16 protein-coding genes are annotated in these 20,142 nt (G+C 55.2%); 9 read left to right on the forward strand and 7 right to left on the reverse strand.

The features are described from left to right. Window positions 1-93 precede the first annotated feature (93 nt). On the forward strand, window positions 94-954 hold the full coding sequence (locus GOX73_RS10935; protein ID WP_171126931.1) for a hypothetical protein: 861 nt from the start codon (window positions 94-96) through the stop codon (window positions 952-954). Window positions 955-1,314: 360 nt separating this feature from the next. Next, window positions 1,315-2,127, forward strand: coding sequence for a hypothetical protein (locus GOX73_RS10940; protein ID WP_170668992.1), 813 nt, complete (start codon window positions 1,315-1,317; stop codon window positions 2,125-2,127). Window positions 2,128-2,613: 486 nt separating this feature from the next. On the opposite strand, the gene GOX73_RS10945 is transcribed toward GOX73_RS10940, so the two are convergent. Next, a complete protein-coding gene (locus GOX73_RS10945; RefSeq protein ID WP_171123598.1) occupies window positions 2,614-3,528 on the reverse strand; it encodes a LysR substrate-binding domain-containing protein in 915 nt (304 codons plus the stop codon). A gap of 179 nt (window positions 3,529-3,707) precedes the next feature. Here GOX73_RS10945 and ugpB point away from each other — a divergent pair, with 179 nt between their 5' ends. The 6 genes from ugpB to GOX73_RS10975 all read left to right on the forward strand — a co-directional run bounded on the left by ugpB (window position 3,708) and on the right by GOX73_RS10975 (window position 9,379). Continuing rightward, window positions 3,708-5,018, forward strand: a complete 1,311-nt coding sequence (ugpB, locus tag GOX73_RS10950; protein ID WP_171123596.1) for a sn-glycerol-3-phosphate ABC transporter substrate-binding protein UgpB — start codon at window positions 3,708-3,710, stop codon at window positions 5,016-5,018. Between the two features lie 61 nt (window positions 5,019-5,079). Continuing rightward, complete coding sequence (gene ugpA / locus GOX73_RS10955) at window positions 5,080-5,961, forward strand: sn-glycerol-3-phosphate ABC transporter permease UgpA (RefSeq protein ID WP_155150415.1); 882 nt, start codon at window positions 5,080-5,082, stop codon at window positions 5,959-5,961. Between the two features lie 20 nt (window positions 5,962-5,981). Then, entirely contained in the window at window positions 5,982-6,818 is an 837-nt protein-coding gene (gene ugpE / locus GOX73_RS10960) for a sn-glycerol-3-phosphate ABC transporter permease UgpE (protein WP_171123913.1), read from the forward strand. 3 nt (window positions 6,819-6,821) lie between these two features. Then, window positions 6,822-7,877 carry a sn-glycerol-3-phosphate ABC transporter ATP-binding protein UgpC gene (gene ugpC / locus GOX73_RS10965; RefSeq protein WP_171125965.1) on the forward strand — a complete coding sequence of 352 codons (1,056 nt, stop codon included), beginning with the start codon at window positions 6,822-6,824 and terminating at the stop codon, window positions 7,875-7,877. Next, entirely contained in the window at window positions 7,877-8,824 is a 948-nt protein-coding gene (locus GOX73_RS10970; protein ID WP_171125963.1) for a glycerophosphodiester phosphodiesterase family protein, read from the forward strand. Before ugpC ends, GOX73_RS10970 begins: the two co-directional genes overlap by 1 nt. Before the next feature lie 105 nt (window positions 8,825-8,929). After that, window positions 8,930-9,379 (forward strand): NUDIX hydrolase, encoded by a 450-nt coding sequence (locus GOX73_RS10975; protein ID WP_171123589.1) that lies wholly within the window; start codon window positions 8,930-8,932, stop codon window positions 9,377-9,379. Window positions 9,380-9,525: 146 nt separating this feature from the next. Here GOX73_RS10975 and GOX73_RS10980 read toward each other — a convergent pair whose 3' ends face one another. Beyond that, window positions 9,526-10,131 (reverse strand): histidine phosphatase family protein, encoded by a 606-nt coding sequence (locus tag GOX73_RS10980; protein WP_171125961.1) that lies wholly within the window; start codon window positions 10,129-10,131, stop codon window positions 9,526-9,528. A 617-nt stretch (window positions 10,132-10,748) separates the two neighbouring features. Between GOX73_RS10980 and GOX73_RS10985 the strand changes: the two genes are divergently transcribed. Continuing rightward, a complete protein-coding gene (locus GOX73_RS10985) occupies window positions 10,749-13,487 on the forward strand; it encodes a cation-translocating P-type ATPase (RefSeq protein WP_171134892.1) in 2,739 nt (912 codons plus the stop codon). A gap of 246 nt (window positions 13,488-13,733) precedes the next feature. On the opposite strand, the gene arcC is transcribed toward GOX73_RS10985, so the two are convergent. From arcC to GOX73_RS11010, 5 genes are read right to left on the reverse strand one after another with little or no spacing between them, the layout of a single operon-like run. Beyond that, a complete protein-coding gene (gene arcC / locus GOX73_RS10990; protein WP_171125957.1) occupies window positions 13,734-14,672 on the reverse strand; it encodes a carbamate kinase in 939 nt (312 codons plus the stop codon). A gap of 3 nt (window positions 14,673-14,675) precedes the next feature. After that, window positions 14,676-15,674, reverse strand: a complete 999-nt coding sequence (argF, locus tag GOX73_RS10995; RefSeq protein ID WP_170654231.1) for an ornithine carbamoyltransferase — start codon at window positions 15,672-15,674, stop codon at window positions 14,676-14,678. A 56-nt stretch (window positions 15,675-15,730) separates the two neighbouring features. Further along, a complete protein-coding gene (locus GOX73_RS11000; protein WP_170654233.1) occupies window positions 15,731-16,957 on the reverse strand; it encodes an arginine deiminase in 1,227 nt (408 codons plus the stop codon). After that, the gene (locus GOX73_RS11005) at window positions 16,954-18,333 is read right to left on the reverse strand and encodes an amino acid permease (RefSeq protein WP_171125955.1); all 1,380 of its coding nucleotides are present in this window, start codon (window positions 18,331-18,333) and stop codon (window positions 16,954-16,956) included. The genes GOX73_RS11000 and GOX73_RS11005 overlap by 4 nt, the downstream gene beginning before the upstream one ends. Before the next feature lie 9 nt (window positions 18,334-18,342). Then, on the reverse strand, window positions 18,343-19,830 hold the full coding sequence (locus GOX73_RS11010) for a YfcC family protein (RefSeq protein ID WP_170654237.1): 1,488 nt from the start codon (window positions 19,828-19,830) through the stop codon (window positions 18,343-18,345). Window positions 19,831-20,142 lie beyond the last annotated feature (312 nt).

The raw sequence follows: 20,142 nt of genomic DNA on the forward strand, positions 1-20,142 counted from the left end.
TCGCTGCGCGAGTTTCCGATCGCAAAATTTATTGCGCCGCGGACGCCCATTGTGCGAGCCTCTTAAACGATCGTATTGTTCGGGGAGGGCAAAATGGCGGTTCCGTTGGGTGTGATATCGGTCTTCGTCGGTCTGGCAATATGGGCGGGTCTGGCTGTTCATGCGGTCATGAAGAGAAAGTTCGTGCCCATACTTCTCTTTGGCATTCTGCTGATGCTGTACTTGAACGCCGGATACGTCATTTACGGCCCCGCGGCCTCCATAGCTAACTTTGTCGGTATCTATGACGTGTTGATCAATTTGGGACTGAGCGATCCGGTGACTGCCGCTGCCGTCTCCACGTGCCCAGACAATTCCTGCTCTGTCTGGGGCAACACATTCACAAACCATCCTGCGTGGGGCGTTGCCTTTTATGATCGTTTTGCGAATGGACCAGAGCTGAGATCGGCTCTGCTGCTTGGGCATGTCGTCTGCAATTCCATTGTTTTTGTGCTGATGCACGTACAAATGTTCTTTCCCGGTGGTCGGGGGGCGAACCACGCGATCCTTGGGCGCATCAGCTTTGGGATACTGACAGTTGGTGTTGGTTGCGCTGCGATACTTGCGGCCCAACACGGTCCTGTTGGAGAGTACGGCGGGGCCCTGTCGACATGGGGCTTTTTCTCAATGTCTATCTTCGTCTATGCCGCCGCTGTTATGGGAATACTGGCAATAAGACGACAGGATACAGCCCAGCACCGTATCTGGATGTGGCGCTTTGTTGGTTCGATGTGGGGATCATTCTGGTTGTTTCGTGTTCTACTTTTTGTCATCGATCCGCTGTTTCGCGACATCGAAGCCCTCGCGATCCAGATTTGCATTTGGGGATCGGCGCCGGCTGGCATTTTGATTGCTGAGATGGTTCGAAGACGAGTCGATGAACGGGATGAAATCGCACCAGTCGTAGCTGAATAGGCTTTTTGTGCATCATCAGATTCACGTATGGCGATCCATAAGCACCATTCGAGACGGTCTCAAAAAGAGGCTGCTTAGGGCTCTGAGCGGTTGGCGAGCCAGGATTGTCCCAACGACAGATTCCGAAATCTGAATGTCAGCGCATTGGGCGAAGACGCAGAAAACGCCCGGTCATCTCGACGATTGCAATGCCTGCTTTCGGGAGCAGTCCGCAGTTCGAACCGCTGCGGTGCCGCAAGTCCGCTTCGAGCCCAAACTGCTGAAAGCTGTGCTGCACACAATTGTCCGCTGTAATTTGGTCGCCAAAACGCGTTGCTGGATTTTTCTTCCCATCAAGCTTGCTGATGCTACGAATAAGTTATGACAGATTTTTCGAATGAATTTTTTGGCCAGCCAGAACAACAGGACCTGCAACGCAGAGCGGACCGTATTTGGACCTTGGTCAAGAATGACCCGACTTATTCCTGCCATGGCCGCGCGGTGGGCCTTAGCGCGGAGAACGACATCGATTTGGTGAAGCAAATTGCGATGACTCGACTACAGGGCGTTTGCATGGCCGAAGGAACTCCTGTCGAAGTTGCCGACCGTAGGCGTGAAGGGCTTGAACAGCACGGTCTGAAAACGGATCAGTTCGTTGACTGGCAAGGGGGCGCAGCATCGCTTGAAGCCGCGGCCATGATTTTGGCGTCGCGCAAGTTACCCGATGATCTCGAACTCGTGCATGTAGATGCGCAAACGCCAGGTGATGACTTGGCAAAATTGGATACGCTCACACAGGCATGCGGAGTCCTGCTTCCGATGGGCGCGTTCATCCGCGGGCTGAGACGCCCGAGCGTGTGTTTGTTGGCACGTGACCGAAAGGGGAAAGTCGTCGCGGCAACAGCAGCCGTTGCGCAGTTTCATCCTGATCACCGGAATGCTGATCAGGCTTGGTGGGGTATGCTAGCGACAGATGAATCGCGGCGGGGCGAGGGGATTGCCCTGATCATGGGCGCAAATTCAATGCTTGCTATGCGTGATCTCCATGGTCTTGGGGCTTTTTTCACAGGAATCCGTGAAGGTAACGCGCCTTCTGAAGGTTTGTGCAGGAAATTGGAAATGGCCCCAACTAATGACGTGCATCTCATGGCGATAGACCCGGACGTGTTTGCAGCTGGGCGATTGACCAAATAAGTCGTGTCCTAATTGCGTCCTTGGAGTATGCGACTGCTCCAAACTGAGCGACACAAGCCGACTTCCCAGAGCTAATTCAAACGGCAGCTTTGTCCGCAACTCGGACATCCGCATAGTCATTTTCGCTGCGTTTGGGCTGAACGTCTGCTTTTCTCACTGCGGCACGGCTAACCATTTTGGCGTTCGCGTTGCTGCACTTGCGAACTTTAGCGCAGGACCGCTTCCGGTTTGGGCTCAAGGCGGTCATACGCTGCACTCGGCGTGAACGACTGCTCCCCGGACAAAGCGGTCGCTAGACTGTTCTGGGATAAGAAGCTAGATTATCCAAGCTCAACTGCAAAACTACTCAGTATTTCCACGTTTTTTGCAGTTAGTGCGAGATCGATCTCGGGGGTTATTCCAAACACTCAAGAATTGGTTTCAAGCTAAGAAGATGGAAAATATACGGCTTGCTGGCAGCGAACATTAGCGTTTGCCGCCCTACAACTAGTGATGGCGCTTGTCTGCCTTGAACGGGGCTAGGCTCTCTTGGAACTGCTCGATGAACTCAAGCGTCACTAGTGACGGTTGCTTCAAAATCGGACGCACAAGGGAAAGCGTATGTGACAAGAGCGGTTTGAACGGTCGGTAGCTCAATCCGTTGTCTGCATATTGGACGGCGTCCAACTCGCTGACCACGGAAATCCCGACACCTTTTACAGCCAATTCACAAGCCGCCGTGAACTGCCTGACTTCGATGTGGGAATTCAATTTGACGTTGGCGTTTTGAAACGCTTTTGAAAGCTGTCCAAAAAAATCGCTGTCGCGCCGTGTGTGAATAATCTTGGCGTTTGCAAGATCCGTGGGTGTCACCTCGGAGAGTTTTTCCAATTCATGCCCGGTAGGAAACACGCAAACTGTACGGACATCGATGTCTCTGCTTTCGACGGCCGGATGCCCGTTAAAGTTATCTGTGATTCCGAAATCATATTGCTCACCGATCATCCACTCGAGAATGCGTTCCGGTCTGTCAGGTTCGATCGTCATTGTTACACCTGGCCGATCTTCTAAAAACGTGGCAATGACGTTGGGAAGGTGACTGGTGGCGAACCCGGGCAAACATGCGATGCGGATGTGTCCCGCTTTGCGTTGGGTTATGTCTTGGCTAACGTCCGAGATCTGCTTCATCAATTCCAAAACGCGCTCTACGCTGGGTTGCAGATAACGCACCTCCTGCGAAGGAACTAAGCGACCTTCACGGCGATCAAAAAGTTGAAAGCCAAGCGATTTTTCCAGATCAGAAAGCAGTCGGCTGACCGCAGGCTGGCTTATCCCAAGATCCGTAGCTGCAGCGGTGACCGACCCATTTGTGGAAACTGCCATGAGCGCTTCCAATTGGCGGATCCTCAAAGTTTGACTCATACTTTGAACCTGGTTCGTTGTTTCTTAGTCAGTTTATAATGTAATGTTATGTTTTTCTCAAAAATTAAATGCTTGAATTATAAATTTGTAACGTTAACGTCGTGAAATCGTCATGTGTGCTGATTACGCGTTGCAGTTGGCATTCAACGAAGCATCAAAACTGATGCATGGGAGGAATCATGAATAAGCATTTTCTCGGCGCTCTTGCCGTAACCACTGCGTTGTCCCCCGTGGCGGCGATGGCGCAAACTGAAGTTCAGTTCTGGCACGCCTTCACCGGCCGACTGGGTGAGCTTGTTAAAGCGCAGGTCGAAGAGTTCAACGCCAGCCAGGATGAGTTCGTCGTGGTCGAAAGCCACAAAGGCAATTACTCAGAAACTCTGAACGCAGGAATTGCGGCTTTCCGCGCCGGTGAGCAGCCCCACATTCTAATGGTTTTCGAAGTGGGCACTGCAACGATGATGTCGGCCGAAGGTGCGATCAAACCCGTCTATGAAGTGATGGCTGAAAGCGGTGCGCCGTTCGATCCTGACGCATATATTGGCGCTGTCAAAGGGTACTATACTACAACGGACGGAGAAATGCTCTCACTGCCTTTCAACTCGTCCACACCGGTTCTGTGGGTCAATCGTGATGCCTTCGAAGCGGCGGGTGTTGATCCGGACACAGATCTATCGACCTGGGAAAAGGTTGGCGACGTGCTTGAACAGCTGAAGGCTGGCGGTGAGGACTGCCCGCTGGTGACCGCATGGCAAAGCTGGATTCACCTCGAGAACCTGTCCGCCTATCACGACGTTCCGTTCGCATCGCAGGACAACGGTTTTGCCGGTCTGGATACCGAGCTGATGCTGAACGGTCCGGCACAGGTCGCACACCTGACAGCAATGGGGGACTGGGCCAAGGATGGCAAGTTCATCTACACCGGGCGCAGAAACGAAGGTGGCGCAAATTTCCGGGCTGGTGAATGCGCGTTGTTCACCGAAAGCTCGGCTGGTTATGCCGGTATCAGCTCTGAAGCTGAGTTCGAGTTCGACGTGCGCCCGCTACCCTATTGGGAGGCCGTCACCAGCGAGCCTCAGAACACCATTATCGGCGGCGCATCGCTTTGGGTAATGGAAGGCCATGATCCCGAGGAATACAAAGGCGTTGGCGAGTTCCTGAGCTTCCTTTCGTCGTCGGACGTTCAGGCTTCTTGGCACCAGAATACCGGTTATCTTCCAATCACGTCCGAAGCTGGTGAAGCTACTCGTGCTGCAGGTTTCTATGACGAAAACCCAGGCACCGACATCGCGGTGATCCAGATGACTGCGAAGGAACCAACCGCAAACTCGAAAGGTCTGCGTCTTGGATCGTTCGACCAGATTCGCGGCATCATCGACGAAGAGCTTGAGGCCGTCTGGTCCGGTGAAAAGACCGCTCAGGAAGCGATGGACAGCGCAAAAGAGCGCGGTGACGCACTGCTGCGCCGGTTCGAATCCGCCAATCAATAAGTCTTAATTTAATGCGGGCCTGTTAAGGGCCCGCATTTTCTTTTTTCGGTGGAATATCAGGATGGAAAAACGCGTCACCTTCCGCGGCTGGCTTTTGCCATTGGCGCTGATTGCCCCTCAGGTCATTATTTCCGCCGTTTTCTTCTTTTATCCCGCAGGCCAGGCTGTTTGGCAATCTCTGTTCATACCTGACCCCTTTGGGCTGTCGTCCCAGTTCGTGGGACTCGGCAACTTTGAATTCCTGCTGAGCGATAAATTCTACCGAGCCTCCTTCGTAACGACGGCAGTGTTTTCAACGCTCGTCACATTGTGCTCGATGATACCGGCGTTGTTTCTGGCGGTCATCGCGGACCGCTTGATCAAAGGATCGGGCGTTTACCGGACGTTGCTGATCTGGCCCTATGCCGTTGCCCCTGCGGTCGCAGGCGTGCTTTGGCTGTTCATGTTCAACACACGCGTTGGCGTCGTCTCGTGGTACCTCGGCCAACTCGGTTATGACTGGAACCATGTCCTTAACGGAACCGAGGCCATGGGGCTGGTTGTTGTCGCCTCGGCCTGGGGGCGCATCAGCTATAACTTCCTGTTTTTCTTCGCGGCATTGCAGTCAGTTCCAAGGTCCGTGATTGAGGCCGCTGCAATCGACGGCGCGCGCTTCTGGCGTCGGTTCTTCACGATCGTGCTGCCGCTGTTGTCTCCGACTGCATTCTTCCTGCTGGTGGTGAATGTCGTCTACGCCTTCTTTGAAACCTTTGGCGTTATCCACACGATCACCGGAGGCGGGCCGCAGCAAGCGACGACTATTCTGGTCTACAAAGTCTTCTCGGACGGGTTCGTTGGGCAGGATCTTGGCTCATCGTCGGCGCAGTCGGTCATTTTGCTTATCGTCGTCGGCCTGTTGACCGTCATCCAATTCAAATACGTGGAAAAAAGGGTGCATTACTGATGGCGGCCCAACAACACGGAATGGTCGAAAAACGCGGGATGGGGATCTGGTTGACCCACGCATTGATGATCCTTGGAGTGCTGATCGTCTTTTTCCCAATCTGGCTGGCATTTGTCGCCTCGACTGTCACTCAGCCAGAGATCGTGTCACCGCCTATGCCGTTGGTGCCGGGTGACCAGTTCTGGGAAAACTACAAGGCCGCGCTGTTTTCCGGTGTGAATGTCCCGGTCGCTACAATGTTGTTCAACAGCCTCGTGATGGCCATTGGTATTGCCGTGGGCAAGATCGTAATCTCACTATTGTCAGCCTTTGCGATTGTCTATTTCCGATTTCCCGGGCGCACGACGTTTTTTTGGCTGATCTTCCTGACCCTTATGCTCCCGGTAGAGGTCCGTATCGTTCCAACCTTTGAAGTTGTTGCCGGCTTCGGTATGCTCAACAGCTATTACGGATTAATCTTCCCACTTATCGCTTCGGCTACGGCGACGTTCCTGTTCCGGCAGTTCTTTCTGACCATCCCAGATGAGCTGGCCGAAGCAGCGCGAGTCGACGGTGCTCGCCCGATGCGGTTCTTCATTGATATCGTTGTACCCATGAGCAGGACCAATATTGCGGCGCTATTCGTAATCCTGTTCATCTATGGCTGGAACCAATACCTTTGGCCGCTGCTTATCACCACCGACCCTGAAATGAACACCATTGTGATGGGCATCAAACAGATGTTCCCGTCCGGCGATGATGTGGCCGAATGGCCGGTCATCATGGCCACATCAATTCTGGCAATGATCCCACCGGTCATCGTGGTGGTGTCGATGCAAAAGCTCTTTGTCCGTGGCCTTGTCGATAGCGAGAAGTAAGAAATGGCAACAGTAACCCTAGAGAACGTCAAAAAGAGCTTTGGCCCAACGGACGTCATCCACGGCATCGATATCGATATTGCTGATGGTGAGTTCATCGTGATCGTTGGGCCTTCGGGCTGCGGCAAGTCCACGCTGTTGCGGATGGTTGCGGGACTTGAAACCGTGACTGATGGCGAAATCCGAATTGGAGAGGAACGAGCCAACGACAAAGAGCCGATGGATCGTGACATCGCGATGGTCTTCCAGAACTATGCGCTCTACCCACATATGTCTGTGCGCCAGAACATGGGATATGGCCTGAAAATCGCCGGGTTGCCGAAGGTCCAGATTGATCAGAAAGTGACCGAGGCCGCCAAGCTGTTGCAGCTGGAACCCTTGCTGGATCGCAAACCCAGACAGTTGTCAGGTGGTCAGCGTCAGAGGGTGGCGATGGGTCGGGCTATTGTCCGCGAGCCAGCAGTTTTCCTGTTTGATGAGCCGCTCTCAAACCTTGATGCCAAGCTGCGGGTCCAGATGCGTCTGGAAATTCGCGAACTCCAAGAAAAGCTGGGGATCACGGCGCTCTATGTGACCCACGATCAGGTCGAGGCCATGACGATGGCCGACAGGATGATCGTGATGAATGGTGGCATTGCCGAGCAGATTGGAACGCCGTTGGAGGTTTACGAAACGCCCAGAACTCTGTTCGCGGCACAGTTCATTGGCAGCCCTGCGATGAATGTGTTTGACGCCTTGCGTGAAAACGGGACGATCAAGATCGGTGAAATTTCAGTCGGCCGATCTGCAGGTCCTGATACCGCGTTGAATCTGGGGATTCGCCCAGAGCACCTGCTGTTGGATGATAATGGTCCGCTGGAAGCAGCGATTCAGATGGCAGAACCGTTAGGGGCCAACACTCTGTTGCACGGTCAACTCGCGGGCGTCGGCGGAGCGATCACGATAAGCCTTCCAGGCGTCCATCCGATCGAAGGCAGGCATCCGAACATGCGGTTTTCGGTCGACCCAGAACACATGCATCTGTTTGACCAATCAACCGGCGAAAGGCTGGACGGCTAATGGCGTTTCCTCAAGTCGAAGCCTTTCGTGGTGGAGAAAACCTGATCCGGGTCGTGGGCCATCGAGGGGCAAGAGGCGTTTTGCCTGAAAACAGCATGATTGGCTTCGACTTCTCGCTGTCCATTGGCGTACCGCTTCTTGAATTCGATGTCGTTCTGACGGCTGATGACGTTCCGGTTATTACCCACAATCATCGTCTGCACGCATCTGGCTTTCGCGACGCCAATGGCCTGTTTCTTTCTGGAGAGGAGCCGAAAGTCTCATCTCTGACTTTCGACCAAATCCAGCAATTCGATATTGGACGGTTAGACGGGCATTCTGACTATGGTCAACGCTTCCCAGATCAGGCGCAACTGGACGGTGTTCGTGTCCCAAGGCTGATAGATTTGCTCGATTTGGTCGCCGAACCAAAATACGGCAATGCCTATCTGATGCTTGAACTGAAGTCGGATCCTGACCTGGCTCACGATGCAGTGTATCGAGAGAACTTTGTTGGGCGAGTTCTCCAAGAGGTTCGCGCCAAAGGTCTATTTATGCGCGCGGTTTTGCACAGTTTTGACTGGAACCTTTTAGAAGAATGCCAGCGACAGGCTCCGGATATGCCGTCTTCTTACCTTACGCAGCTTCCGGAAAACGAGGACGATGTGGGCGAGGATTCCTCGAAAGCGGTTTGCCCAGACCTTCGCGGTCGTCGCGATGAAATTCCAAATTTGGTCAAGCAAGCTGGCGGTTCGCTTTGGTGCCCGTACTACGCTGATGCAACGGCTGAAAATGTGGCGCGCGCAAAAGATCTGGGCCTATGTGTTGCCGTTTGGACGGTCAATGAGCACGAAGATATAAGCAGGATGATCGACCTGCGCGTGGATGCAATCGTATCTGACTACCCCGGCCGGGTTCAAAGGCATCTGTCGGATTTAGGCCTGGGATGGCAAATCGAAAACGGGTGAATTCTGCGTCGCTAATTCGTGACGTTTTTTGTGTTTCTGCCAGTCACAATCGGAAAGGATCGATCACATCATCACTTCAACCTGCTGTGGAGGGCGAGAACCATAGTGGATCAGCGTACAAAACAAGTTGCAGCATTGCCTCTGCAATTGTTCGGCGGCCGCCTCAAGGTGCTCCTTATAACGTCACGTGACACAGGGCGCTGGATCATGCCCAAGGGCTGGCCGATGGACGGCGAGCAAGACTGGCGCGCGGCGGAAATTGAAGCGTTGGAGGAGGCTGGGGTAGAAGGTACAATTTCCCGCAAGCCGATCGGTGAGTTTGAGTACGCCAAGGTTTTTAACGACGGAACCAGTGTCCAAGTGAAAGCCACGGTCTACCCTCTCTACGTCGATAAGGTGAAGCGCCGGTGGAAGGAAAGGCACCAAAGAAAAAGGCATTGGTTCTCGCCCAAGGGTGCTGCGAAAGCACTCAAACAGCCAGAGCTGGAAGACTTGCTCCTCGAACTAAAAAGCAATCCTAGAAAGAACAAATCAATCCGCGAGTTGCTACCTTGAGCCGATACCGCGTACTTTATCCAGACTCAGGTCGATAGCTACTTTGCTCTGGAAAACCGACCTAACCCTTTCATTCAGAAATTGCTATCTAGGCTTGAAACCAGCGGAAATCTGATCTCTTGGGACGAGCGCCAAACATCAAAGCCTCAGTTTTCAACGAAGGTTGAATGTCCGCATCGCAACTCGATGAAACCATCTTGAGGTTCGTTCAATTCAAAAACCTCTTCTGAAGGCAAGTTCAAGTAAATCCCTCGAAAGACGCGCAGGGTTAAGCCGTGGCCAACAACTATGACAGCCCCCTCAAAAGACTTGCTGGAATACCAAGAAGAAACCCGGTCATGTACGTCAGCATAAGACTCTCCGCCCGGTGCGGAACAGTTCCAACGGTCAGCGCAACGCGCCTCCCATTCTTGGGGAAATCGTCTTTTGATCTCGTATTCCGCCAAGCCTTCCCATCGCCCGAAACTGCATTCCATCAAACTGGTTTCATACTCGATGGCTTCCGGGGGGAGGCCAAGTTCCTCGACAACGATGGAAGCCGTCTGTGCCGCTCGACCAAGTGGGCTTGAAAATACCGTCAGAGGGTGACGGCTGCATAGGCGGTGCCTTAGTCTTTTTGCACTCGCCACTGCCTGAGCGACCCCTCGCTTGGTCAAGGGCGAATTCTGCCGACCTTGACGTCGTTTTTGAAAATTCCATTCGGTTTCACCATGGCGAAGCAAGAAAATAGTAGGGTTGAGTTTTTGGTTCAAAACGTATCGAAGCCTTCCTGTACTGAAGCAAACCGAAAAACCTGATTTATTTTCCACGCAGTGCAAGTTTAAACGGAAGCCCCAGAATTCAATAGAAGCTTCGGATTTGTGCGATTAAGTCTAGGGCGTAAAACAACGTGGTCATACAATCTTCGCGTCCAGTACTTTGTCGCTGCACTTGTTCCGCATTGGGCTCGAGGCAGTCATCCAACGGTTTTTGTCGGATGCCGGCTAAGCGCCGCTAAGCGGCCGTTCGGTCACGAAAAACCGAACTTTCAGCTCTCAATGACTCCTTTGGGCGAAAGCAGACGCTGGTCAAAAATTCGTCAATGATCGCTGCGCGGACATTGCTGCCCTTGACAGGAAGAGCCTAAATGTCGGCTAACCGCGGTCTCTCTAAGCTGGGCGTATTCCATTCAATGGCGGACATCTGCTTTTCTGACCTTTCTCGATTTTGCAGATGACAAAGCTCCGTCGCTGCTGGTATCTGGATAAAGGCGTGCGCATCACAAATTGGAGAACCGTCAATGAACTGCGCAGGTTGGCTCATTGGCTGAGAATGGGCACTGGCACCCCAAGACTAATCCGTTCACGCAATTGCTCATTCGGAGTTGAGAATGTCAGGTTTCGCACAGACAACCCCATCGGTTCTTGGAAACGTGAACGCACCTTGGGTGTTGGACGGTAGAGCGGTCGCCGAAAACCTCGGCGTGAACCCTGAGACGGGATTGAATCCGGACGAGGTGGCCAAGCGGCTTTCAACACACGGTCCAAACCGCTTGGAAGAGACTGCAACAGTTCCGCCATGGAAGATGCTCCTGCGGCAATTCGCAAGCCCGCTGCTGATCATCCTGATAGCAGGTGCTCTTGTCTCGGTCTATACGGGGCATTGGGTTGATGCGATTGCGATATTCGCGATCGCCGTCTTTAACGCCTTCATCTCCTTCTGGCAGGAATATAAGGCCGAGCAGTCCTTGGCAGCCCTGCGGGAGATGTCTGCACCGCAGGCCTTCGTGCGCCGCGGCGGCGAGATCGTCGAGGTACCGGCGGCGGATCTCGTGCCGGGCGATATTCTGCGAATAAAAGCCGGTGACATTCTGGCCGCCGACATTCGCTTTGTCACCGCCAGCCGGATGCAGGTCGACGAGGCCGCGTTGACGGGAGAATCCGAACCGGTCGACAAACATGCCGATCCGATCGAGGACGAAGACGTCGTTTTGGCCGATCGTCTGAATATGGGCTTCATGAGCACGCAGGTCACTGGCGGCGCTGGTGAAGGCATTGTCGTGGGCATCGGAATGGAGACCGAGGTCGGTCACATCGCTGCCCTCATGTCCTCTGCGAAAGAGCCAAAGACCCCGCTGCAACTCAAGATCGAGGGCCTTTCCAAGGTGCTGATCATGGCGGCCCTGATCGTGGTCGCCATCGTGATCGGCATTGGCGTGGTCAATGGAATGGATGCGGCTGAGATGCTGAACACGGCAATCTCGCTGTCGGTCGCGGCGATCCCGGAGGGCCTGCCGACAGTAGTCACCATCGTTCTGACGCTGGGATCACAAAACATGGTTGCCAGCAACGCCTTGGCGCGACGGCTTTCCTCTGTAGAAACGCTCGGCGCGACCTCGGTGATCTGTTCAGACAAGACCGGCACGCTCACGCAGAACCAAATGCAGGTGATGCAATGCTGGGCCGGTGGCAAGGACTGGGAAGTGACCGGCGAGGGGTTCGATCCGCATGGCGAGTTCCGTTCCGAAGACGGCAGCGTGGCCGAGATCGAGGCCGAAACGGATCTTCGGCAGATGCTGGCCGTCTCCGCCTATTGCAACGATGCGCGTATGGTCGAGGCTGACGGGCGCCCGGCGATCCAGGGCAACCCGACTGAGGGCGCTCTCGTCGTGGCCGCGGCCAAGGTCGGGATTTCCCGCGAGAAGTTGACAGAAGCGCGGGTCGAGGCGCTTCAGCAATTCCCCTTCGATTCAACGCGCAAGATGATGTCTGTCTTCGCTCGATTGCCGGATGGGCGCACTGTACTCGGCGCCAAGGGGGCGCCTGATGTGATCCTGTCAAGGGCGAGCCATGTCCGCATGGCCGGGGAAACGCTTGAGATCTCCCCGGCTTTGCGGGAAGAGATCGAGGCGGTGATCGACAGTTTCGGCGAGAAGGCGCTCCGGACCCTCGCCGTGGCTTATCGGGAGGTGGCAGAAGAGGATCTGGACCATGCCGATCCCGAGCAGCGGATCGTACTGCTTGGCATTCACGGCATCATGGACCCGCCGCGCAGCGAAGTACCCATCGCCGTTTCGGAGGCAACCGGGGCCGGCATCCGAACGGTGATGATCACCGGCGACCACGCCGTGACCGCCCAAGCGATTGCGGAACAGATCGGCATTCGCACCAGCGACGCGCAGACGGTTCATACCGGGGTCGAGCTCGACCAGATGAGCGATCAGGATTTGAAAGAGATGGTGCAGCACGCGGCCGTCTTTGCCCGGGTGACCCCGGAGCACAAGCTGCGCATCGTCAATGCCATGCAGGAGAATGGCGAGGTGGCGGCAATGACCGGGGATGGCGTCAACGACGCGCCCGCTCTGCGAGCGGCGGATATTGGTGTCGCCATGGGCATCACCGGCACGCAGGTCGCCAAGGACAGCGCTGCCCTCGTGCTGCTCGATGACAATTTCTCCACCATCGTGACGGCAGTCCGCGAAGGCCGGCGCATCTTCGACAATCTGTTGAAATTCATTCGGCAGGCGCTCACCGCCAACGTGGCCGAGGTCTCAACGATCCTGTTCGCCTTCCTACTGATGGGAGCAGACCCGCTCCTGCCGATCACACCGCTGATGATCCTCTGGGTGAATCTTGTATCGGATGGGCTACCGGCTCTGACACTCGGCTTCGAGAAAGCGGAACCCGACCTGATGCAGCGCCCACCGCGCCCGCGCGACGATAATCTGTTCGGCGGCGGAATGAAGGAGCGGATCCTGATCCGGGGAACGCTGCTCGGCCTGCTGACCTTTTATGTCTTCCAGGAGTTTCTCGAACGAGGCGCCTCCTTGGAACACGCCCAGACAGCAGCGTTCATGACACTGATCTTTGCCCAGATCTGGCATATTTTCGACGCCCGAACGACCTCCACGCTCTACCGCAAGTCGCCGCTCGGCAACCGCACCTTGCTTGGAGCGGTGAGCATTTCCATATTGCTGTCTCTTCTCGCCATTTACACCGGCGCTGGACATTTCGTGCTTGGAACAGTTTCCCTGCCTCTGTCGCATTTGCTCGGAGTGTTCTTCATCGCCGCACTGCCCACGCTTCTGTTGTCTGCGCTGAAGGAAATGTTCGGACTGAAATGGCTCTGACGCTACCTTTGCTTAGAACGGCACTGAAGGTGCTAGAATGGACATCCTGAAGCACCCATTCGTTGTCAACTTCTTGGCAGAGGGTCTGCATTGTGCCTGGCCAGCATTCCGCCCACAAGGATGTCAGAGGAAGTTAAATTTTATGGCCTGATAACCCATACGCACGATCTAGTGACGCGCAGCGCGCAGTGTCGACCCCGGTGTCCCATAGAAGGCATTACAATCAACAAAGCCTATTCTTCGGGCCTAGTGAAACTGTGTTTCCCCCGCCTCTAGCGATACCGTCGTACCTTTTTCACCGCGAACGGCTGCAGGAACGTCAGCAAGCGCGCAAATAACGGCCCGACCGCCCGAGGATCGCACAAAGTCTTGTGCGGACTGCACCTTGGGACCCATTGATCCAGCGGGGAAGTCGTACTCATCCAACGCGTCGGGGGTGATCAACCGAATACCTTTTTGGTCAGGCGTTCCCCAGTTCAGGAACACGGCTTCTGCATCTGTAGCGATGACAAAGAAATCTGCGCCAAGGTTCTGCGCCAGTAGGCACGAGGCGAAATCCTTGTCGATTACGGCTTCGACCCCGACCAGTTTCCGTTCTGCGCCTGCCTGGTACATCGTCGGGATGCCGCCTCCGCCAGCAGCGATCACGGTCGCGCCCTTATCCAGGATCCAACGGATTGGTTCGACCTGAAAGATACGTTTCGGGCGGGGCGAGGGCACCACGCGCCGCCAGTACTCGCCATCTGGTTTCACCGTCCAGCCCTTGTCAGCCGCCTCTTTCTTGGCGTCCGCTTCGGAATAAACCTGCCCGATGAACTTGGTCGGATTGTCAAAGGCCGGGTCGCTCGGATCGACCTCGATCATGGTCAAGAGGGTGGCGATGTGATGCTCAAAAGGCAGGATGTTCCCAAGCTCCTGCTCGATCATGTAGCCAATCATCCCCATCGTCTCGCCCACCAGCACGTCCAGCGGGTATTCCTCGACATCCGTATACATGATCTCTTGCAGGGCCAGCATCCCGACCTGCGGACCATTGCCATGAGTGATGACGATTTCGTGCGCTTCGCAGAGCGGGGCGAGGGCTTCGGCGGCAATCTTTGCGTTCTTGCGCTGATTGTCCGCCGTCATCGCCTCCCCCCGTTTGAGAAGCGCGTTGCCGCCAAGTGCTACAACAACGCGTCCCATGGATCAGGCTCCCAATGTCGCGACGAGGATCGCTTTGATCGTGTGCATCCGGTTTTCGGCTTGCTCGAACGCGATATTCATATCACTTTCGAAAACCTCCTCGGTGACTTCCATCTCGGTGATGCCAAACTGTTCGTGAATGTCCTGACCGACCTTGGTCTCCAGATTGTGGAAGGCGGGTAGGCAGTGCATGAACTTGACGGCTGGATTGCCGGTTTTCTTCATCAGATCCATGTTGACCTGATAAGGGCTCAGCAGCTTGATCCGCTCAGCCCAGACTTCTTTAGGCTCACCCATCGACACCCAGACATCGGTATGAATGAAATCCGCGCCCTCTACGGCCGAGGTATCGTCCGTGATGGTCACACGTGCGCCGGTCTTTTCAGCCCGCTCTATCGCCAATTCGCGCACATCGTCATGGGGCTGGGTTTCTTTCGGCGAAATCATCCGCACGTCGCAGCCCATGATCGCGCCCAACATCAGCAGCGAGTTGCCCATGTTCGACCGACAATCGCCCGAGTATGCATAAACAATGTCCTTGCGGGGTTTGTCGGCGTGCTCGATCATGGTCTGCATATCGGCAAGCATCTGGGTCGGATGCCAGTCATCCGTCAGGCCGTTATAGACCGGAACACCGGCATATTCAGACAGCGTCTCAACCATGTCCTGACCCGCACCGCGGAATTCGATCCCGTCGAACATGCGGCCCAAAACGCGGGCAGTGTCTTTCATCGACTCTTTGTGCCCGATCTGCGATCCCGACGGATCGAGATAGGTGATGTTTGCACCCTGATCGTAGGCGGCCACTTCAAATGCACAGCGGGTACGGGTCGACGTTTTCTCGAAGATCAGGCAAATGTTCTTGCCGGTCAGCGAGGGCTGTTCGGCGCGGGCATATTTCGCGCGTTTCAGGTCACGGGCCAGATCCAGCAGGTACAGCATTTCACGCTGGCTGAAATCGGCAATTTTCAGATAGCTACGGCCTTTTAGATTGAATGCCATTTTGTCTCTCCCTAACAAAAAATCAGTGGGCGCAAGGGCGCGCGCCCTTGGTAAATTCAATAGGCGGGGTCGCGGTCGATCGGGCAGGTCATGCAGTGGCCACCGCCGCGGCCGCGACCAAGTTCCTGGCCTGAGATTTCGATCACATCGACACCAGCTGCGCGCATCTTGCCGTTCGTAAACGTGTTGCGCGCATAGCCGACGACCACGCCGGGCGAGAGGGCGACGACGTTATTCCCGTCATCCCATTGTTCGCGCTCGGCCTGGAATTCGTTGCCACCGGTCGAGATGACTTCCAGCGAGTTCAGCCCAAGGGCCTCTTTGTAGACGTCGAACAGGTGCCCTTTTTCAACGTGGATATCCAAATCTCCACGGTCACCCGGACGGATCGAGATGCAGGTGATCTGGTCCGCAACTTCCGAGAATGCAGTAACTTTGTCATGGTCAAGGCAAGTGAAGACGGTATCCAGATGCATGGCCGCGCGGCTTTTTGGCATGGCACAGGCGACGACACGTTCGGCGCCGCCCTTCGTGAACAGCGCTTCCGCAACCTGAGCGACGGCCTGCCGGGTTGTGCGCTCGCCCATACCTATGAAGACAGTGCCGTTGCCCACCGGTTGAACGTCGCCACCCTCAACCGAAGCGAGGCCGAAATCGTCGTCGCTATCGCCCCACCAGAACTCGAACTCGGCGTCCTTGAACATCTTATGGTGGCGATACACCGTACGCATGATCAGGGTTTCTGGCTTACGAGCAGGCCAGAACATCGGGTTCGTCGTCACGCCATCGAAAATCCAGCAAGAGGGGTCGCGCTGGAACTGCGCGTTGGGGATGGCGGGAAGGATGAAGTCGCCCAGAGAAACCAGATCACCGAACTGTTCGTCGATCATACCCTTGGGCAGGTCTGCAAAGATGATGCCGCCAAGCATATGGCGAGCAAGCAGCTTGGCATCCATCTCGTCCAACCAGGCACGCATTTCTACGGAAAAGCCCAAGCCGACCATGTTGGGCGTGATCAGACGGTCCAGCAGGAAGGCGCGCGCTGCGGGGTCGTCTGCGATAGCTTGGGCGAGCAGATCCTGAATATCGTAGACCTCGACCCCGCGTTCCCGCATCAGGGAACAGAATTCTGCGTGGTCCTTGCGGGCCTGCTCGACCCAGATCACGTCATCGAACAAAAGCTCTTCGCAGTTTCGTGGTGTCAGACGATCATGCGCCAGTGAAGGGCGCGAGACGATCACCTTGTTGAGCTTTCCGATCTCGGAATGAACACCGAGCTTCATTGCAACTCTCCTTTCGAACTATCGGTTTTCTGAATGTCTTCAATATCATTGGCCTGACTCCAGCGGACCCAGACATGGATTGGCACGCCCATAAGCAACAGGACCGAGCCAACCAAAACGGTTTCAGCGCCTGAGCCAATGAAGGCCCAGACCGAATAAATGAACCCAAGTGCGCCCAGCACGACGACCTTGGCCAATTCCGGGCCGTGCAGGACCTGCCCGCCTTTCAGCCGGATCATAATCTCCGCCACAGAGCAGATGGCATAAGGCAACAGGCTGGCGACAACGGCGAGCAGAATGACAAAGTTGAATGCGGCGACCAGCCCTTGCGCATAGTTCATGATGATCAGAACCGAAGCCAGCGCATTTGACAGGATTAACGCATTGGCTGGCGTTCCAAATTTGGATTTTTGGCCCAAGGCTGCAGGGAAGACGCGATCCAAGGCAGCACCGTAAGGGACCTGGCCACTGAGCAGTGTAAAGCCGTTCAAAGTGCCAAAGGTCGAAATCACCGCACCCACTGCAACAAGGACACCACCAACGGGACCAAACATCACCTCACCGACGGCTGCCAGAGGTGCGGCGGAAACAGCGAGCAACTCGGCAGGAATGACGCCCATCGAAACGGCGGTTACCGAGATATAGACGCTTGCCGCGATAATCACGCCGATCACGGTGGCGCGTGGAATGGTCTTTTCCGGCTCGATAACATCGCCAGAGGGAACTGTTGCAGATTCAAGGCCCAAGTAAGCCCAAAGCGTCAGAGCAGCCGCGGCGGAAATCGCCGTAAACGCCGTGGTGCCGCTTTGATTGACCGGAACATAGTTCTCAGTGTTGATCCAGAAGATACCCAATATGCCAATCAATATCAGCGGAGCGAGCTTGAGCACGGTGGTCACGATCTGAACCAAACCAGCCCCTTCGACCCCTCGGATGTTAACCAAGGTGAGCGTCCAGATTGCAACCAACGCGGTCGATAGGCCGTACATTGGCACTTCGATGATAATCGGGAACAGGAATCCCAGATATCCCACCAACGCGACAGCAACAGCTGCGTTCCCAGTCCAAAGTGCGATCCAGTACCCCCAGGCAATTATGAAGCCTGCAAAGTCTCCGAATGCTTCTTGCGAATAGGCATAGGGGCCACCGGGTTTCGAAACGACGCGAGACAGCCTTCCGAAAATGATCGCGAGAACAAGCGCCCCTGCCGAAGTCAGAATCCACCCACCAATTGCGATTGGCCCGTACGGTGCAAGTGACGCTGGTAGAAGGAACACTCCCGACCCGATCATGTTTCCGACAACCAAAGCGATACAGGCCGTCAGCCCTAGCGCACCCGATGTCGAAGTCGTCTCTGGAGCGGAGCGGTCGGTCATTGCGACGGCTCAGTTCGATGTTGTGTCTGAAGTCTCGGTTGTGGGCCCGTCGATCCCCGGATCAGTTATGGCCCCAACGGTAAGTGCGGCGCAGATGATCACGGCCAGAATTACGAGCAGCGGGAAAACAAAACGTAGCCACCGGTCATAGGAGACACGGCCAATGGCTAGCCCACCCATGACGACGGCAAATGTCGGGTTGAACAGGTTCACCCATCCGTTTGCTGACTGGTACGCAGTAACCACAAGGTCACGACCGACGCCTGCAAAGTCTGCCAGTGGCGCCATGATCGGCATCGAAAGCGTGGCCAGCCCAGACGAGGACGGCACCAGGAATGACATCAAGATCTGAATGCCAAACATCGCGTTGATAAAGGCGAACTCGCTCAGCCCCGAGACAAACCCCTCGGCTCCGGCGAGGATTGTGTCGGTGATTTTGCCCGCGTCCATAATCACGACCACGCCGCGCGCGACGCCAATGATCAGGGCAACGCCCAGCAAATCGCGCGCTCCGTCGACGAAGGTTTCCACAAAAGTCCCTTCGTCCATTCTAGACCCTTCATCCGTTTTCCCGACCCACCAAACGATGATGGACATCACCAGGAAGAGACCGGACATTTCCGCCATCCACCACCCCAGCGCGACAACACCATAGATCATAATGGCGAAGGTAATCCCGAAAAGAACCAGAATGATCGAACGCGTCTTGGTCATCTCGGGGAACGTATCATTGCTTTCCAAACCCTTTAGGAAATGCGCCCGGTTTTCCTCGACCTGATCGGCCACCACGGACAATGACGGGTCGGCTTTCACGCGTGATGCGTATCGCATGACGAATGCGATGCCTGCAGCAAGACAAAGAATAAGGATAATGAACCTAAGAACGATCCCGTTAGTGAACGGAATACCCGCACCTTGCGAGGCAACAACTGTTGCAAATGCGTTGAAGGTTGAGCCCAGGGTCCCAATGCCTGCGCCAAGCATGATCACCGCGACCCCGGTCAAGGAGTCGTACCCTGCCCGAATAAAGACCGGAATAATCAGAGCGTAGAACGCCAGGGATTCTTCCGCCATGCCATAGCTTGTCCCGCCAAAGGCAAAGGCGACCATCAGGATTGGGATCATCAGGATTTCCCGCCCGGCCAACCTGTGCAGCAACCAACCGATGCCGGCGTCGATAGCTCCTGTCTTGGTTACAACCATCAGGAAACCGCCGATGACTAAAACAAACAAAGCGACATCAATCGCCGCGCTGGATGAACTTCCCAGAAGACCGGGATCGTACATACCTGCAATCGGGGCAAGGATAACTGCCGTAAGTCCTTGGGGGTTCGGCTCGACTTCGTGGTAGGTGCCCGGGACAGGCGCTTCGCTGCCCAGAGCTTCGTTCATCTGACGGTCGTACTCACCGGCCGGAATAACCCATGTAAGGGCGGCCACGACGGCAATCAGTATGAACAGAATGGTAAAGGCGGTAGGAAATTTGAACTTGGACATATGAAACTCGCGCTGGGTGAAGCTGAGAAACTGGGCAGTTAAACATTTGAATATTTATGTCTCAACCTAGTACTAACGCGGTGACTTGTCACTTTCGTAAAACATGAGGTTGTCGAACACATTGAACAATGTCTGCCATGGGCTCAATGCGGTCGTTCGCTGCGCAGTGCATCAGTGGCCGCTGTGCGGACGAAGCGGACCTTGATGGTCACAGACTGAACGTCGGCTTCTGGCATTGTTGCGTGAGCTGTTTCTACAGGGCAATTAAAAATTGTCTGTCCGTTTCGAGCAAGCTTACAATGCCGGGCAACT

The organism is Ruegeria sp. HKCCD7221 (assembly GCF_013031225.1).
In the GTDB taxonomy this organism is placed as follows: Bacteria; Pseudomonadota; Alphaproteobacteria; order Rhodobacterales; family Rhodobacteraceae; genus Ruegeria.